The sequence below is a fragment of the Flagellimonas taeanensis genome (assembly GCF_003584105.1).
GTDB classification, from domain to species: Bacteria; Bacteroidota; Bacteroidia; order Flavobacteriales; family Flavobacteriaceae; genus Flagellimonas; species Flagellimonas taeanensis.
Window position 1 is genome coordinate 1 of the sequence record NZ_QXFO01000012.1, and the last position, 2,980, is coordinate 2,980.

A 2,980-nucleotide genomic window follows, 5' to 3' on the forward strand; every position below is an offset into this window, starting at 1 on the left:
TTGGTCTCAAAGTCCAGTGCCTTGCCCGTGGCCAGGGTAAGCACACCCGTGCCACTGATCATAAAAAGGTCGGTGTCGTTGGTCACAATGTTAAAGCTCAGCGCATCGCCATCCACGTCGGTGGCCACCACGGTGCCTATGGTCGCAGTGTCGGTGATGTCCTCGGCCACGGTGAACTCCTGTGCATCGATCACCGGGGCGGTGTTGTTGGGGTCCGTACCCTCCTTGACCACCTTGATGGTGATGGTGGCCGATGCTGCGTCGGTCCCATCGCTCACCTCCACGGTGATGGTGTGCTGTGCCTTGGTGGCGAAGTCCAGTGCCTTGCCCGTGGCCAGGGACAGTTCCCCGCCAGCGGTGATCTCGAAGAGGGCATTGTCGTTGGTCTTGATGGTGAAGGTAAGGGCATCCTTGTCCGCATCGGTGGCGACCACCGTACCGAACACTTCGGTGTCGCTTATGCCCTCGAAGGCATTGAACTCCTGTGCCGCGATCACGGGCATTGCGTTCTTGGGCGGTGTCGGGCCGTCATCTTTTCCGCAGGACCATACCAGGGCCATGGCGAGGATGGCAACACCTAATTTTTTGATGTAGTTTTTCATGATCAAAATTTTGTTTTACGGTGAATATCAGGACAAGATGGGGCGTTCCAAGGAAAGTTTTGGCCATGATCTGATGGATGCCCCTGTTGGGTTGACGGATGGGACATTTGGGTTGATGGGGTAGGGTTGTGGGAAACGGAAGTGCGAAGTACAAACTACGGAGTCAAGAGCTTGGGTTGGGTGTCGGCCTGCAACTGTCCCCTTGAGGGGGCTTTAGGGGTGTTTTTTAGTGGACACGAATTGCACTAATGGTCACGAATCAATGTTCAGACCTCTGACGTCAGACAATCGAAGAATCCCTTTCTGGATCAGATTCTTCAAACACTCCGTTTTTTTCAGAATGACAAGCATCGCGAATACTGGAAGAACCCAGTAGCCCAATAACGTAACTGGTAAACAAAAAAACCGGAAGAACCTTATGGTCCTCCCGGTCGTTATCAAGAAATGGTATGGTACTTAGTTACAAGGACTATCGTTGATGATCCAACTCCTCTCAGCAAGTAGCGTGGCACGTGCATTACTGTGCGCCATGCTGCCACAATCGATGGACAGCCCCGCTGCACCCAAACTAATGTTGGAGGGTGTATTGGGTTGACCGGCCCATCCGACCAAGGTGGCACCGTAATTCTCGGGGGACATGCCAGAACCATCAAGCATATGTTCTAGACCATAGGCACTGGACAGGTTCCAGCCCCCTATGTTCTGGTCAAAGGCAGTAGCCCCATTGAACATCCTTTCCATACTGCCCACGCTGGAGGTGTCCCAACCGCCAATGTCTTGGTTGAATGACGTAGCCCCATTGAACATACTGCCCATATTGGTCACCATGCCAGTGTTCCAACCACCTATATTTTGATTGAAGGAGGTAGCCCCGAAGAACATTCTGTACATCTCGATTACGCTGGAGGTGTCCCAACTGCCAATGTCCTGATTAAAAGAAGTCGCATCAACAAACATATAACTCATTTCGGTCACGCTGGAGGTGTCCCAGCCACTGATGTCCCCGTTAAAGGAAGTCGCCCCTTCGAACATTCGTTCCATATCGGTCACATTACCCGTGTTCCATGCGCCAATGTCCCCGTTAAAGGAAGTGGCCTTGGTGAACATTCCGTTCATGTAGACTACACTGGACGTATCCCAGTTTCCAATATCCTGATTGAAGGAGGTTGCCCCGAAGAACATAATATGCATTTTGGTCACATTGGAGGTGTCCCAGCCATTGATGTCCCCGTTGAAGGAAGAGGCGTAGTTGAACATACCACCCATATTTGTCACTTGGGATAGGTCGGGTACGTCCGTGGCGTTATAGACCATGTTCTCGCAATCAGCAAAGGCATACAACATGCTCTCCCACACTATGCTTCCCCATTGTTCGATGGACATCAGCTTAAGTGCTGTAAGGTTCATCCCCTCTTTATAGTTGATAATGGCAGGGAACTTCCCTTTGATGGCCACGGTGTAAGTTCCGGCAGTGGCATAGGAGTGGCTTTGTGGATCACCACTGGTAATCTGTTCCACGGTGCCATCTCCCCAATCAATGGCATAGTCGTAGGTAAGGTTGCTATCCGTGCCGATAACGATCTCCTGGTTGGCAACAGTGGTCTTCCAGGTGGTGACAAAGGAAGCGGGGTCGTCTGCCAAACCAACTTCGCCATCCTCCACCACGTTGGTCACCTTGATGGTGATCTGTGCGGTGGCCGTCCTGTCGCCATCGCTCACGCGTACGGTGATGCTGTGCTGGGTCTTGGTCTCAAAGTCCAGTGCCTTGCCCGTGGCCAGGGTAAGCACACCCGTGCCACTGATCATAAAAAGGTCGGTGTCGTTGGTCACAATGTTAAAGCTCAGCGCATCGCCATCCACGTCGGTGGCCACCACGGTGCCTATGGTCGCAGTGTCGGTGATGTCCTCGGCCACGGTGAACTCCTGTGCATCGATCACCGGGGCGGTGTTGTTGGGGTCCGTACCCTCCTTGACCACCTTGATGGTGATGGTGGCCGATGCTGCGTCGGTCCCATCGCTCACCTCCACGGTGATGGTGTGCTGTGCCTTGGTGGCGAAGTCCAGTGCCTTGCCCGTGGCCAGGGACAGTTCCCCGCCAGCGGTGATCTCGAAGAGGGCATTGTCGTTGGTCTTGATGGTGAAGGTAAGGGCATCCTTGTCCGCATCGGTGGCGACCACCGTACCGAACACTTCGGTGTCGCTTATGCCCTCGAAGGCATTGAACTCCTGTGCCGCGATCACGGGCATTGCGTTCTTGGGCGGTGTCGGGCCGTCATCTTTTCCGCAGGACCATACCAGGGCCATGGCGAGGATGGCAACACCTAATTTTTTGATGTAGTTTTTCATGATCAAAATTTTGTTTTACGGTGAATATCAGG

Annotated in this window: 3 protein-coding genes; 1 reads left to right on the forward strand and 2 read right to left on the reverse strand. The window is 53.3% G+C overall.

Features of this window, described 5'->3' with window-relative positions:
• Positions 1-602 (reverse strand): Ig-like domain-containing protein (locus tag D2V93_RS06480; protein ID WP_147377373.1); only part of this gene is annotated, 602 nt, incomplete at its 3' end.
• Here D2V93_RS06480 and D2V93_RS18885 point away from each other — a divergent pair.
• Positions 601-726 (forward strand): hypothetical protein, encoded by a 126-nt coding sequence (locus D2V93_RS18885; protein ID WP_262696654.1) that lies wholly within the window; start codon positions 601-603, stop codon positions 724-726. The genes D2V93_RS06480 and D2V93_RS18885 overlap by 2 nt on opposite strands.
• Before the next feature lie 332 nt (positions 727-1,058).
• On the opposite strand, the gene D2V93_RS06485 is transcribed toward D2V93_RS18885, so the two are convergent.
• Positions 1,059-2,948, reverse strand: coding sequence for a BspA family leucine-rich repeat surface protein (locus tag D2V93_RS06485; protein WP_119618862.1), 1,890 nt, complete (start codon positions 2,946-2,948; stop codon positions 1,059-1,061).
• Between the last annotated feature and the right edge of the window lie 32 nt (positions 2,949-2,980).

What these genes read in the sequence shown, in the direction of transcription:
- D2V93_RS18885 (WP_262696654.1), top strand. Translation starts at nt 601, where the DNA reads ATGATCAAAATTTTGTTTTACGGTGAATATCAGGACAAGATGGGGCGT.
- D2V93_RS06485 (WP_119618862.1), bottom strand. Translation starts at nt 2,948, where the DNA reads ATGAAAAACTACATCAAAAAATTAGGTGTTGCCATCCTCGCCATGGCC.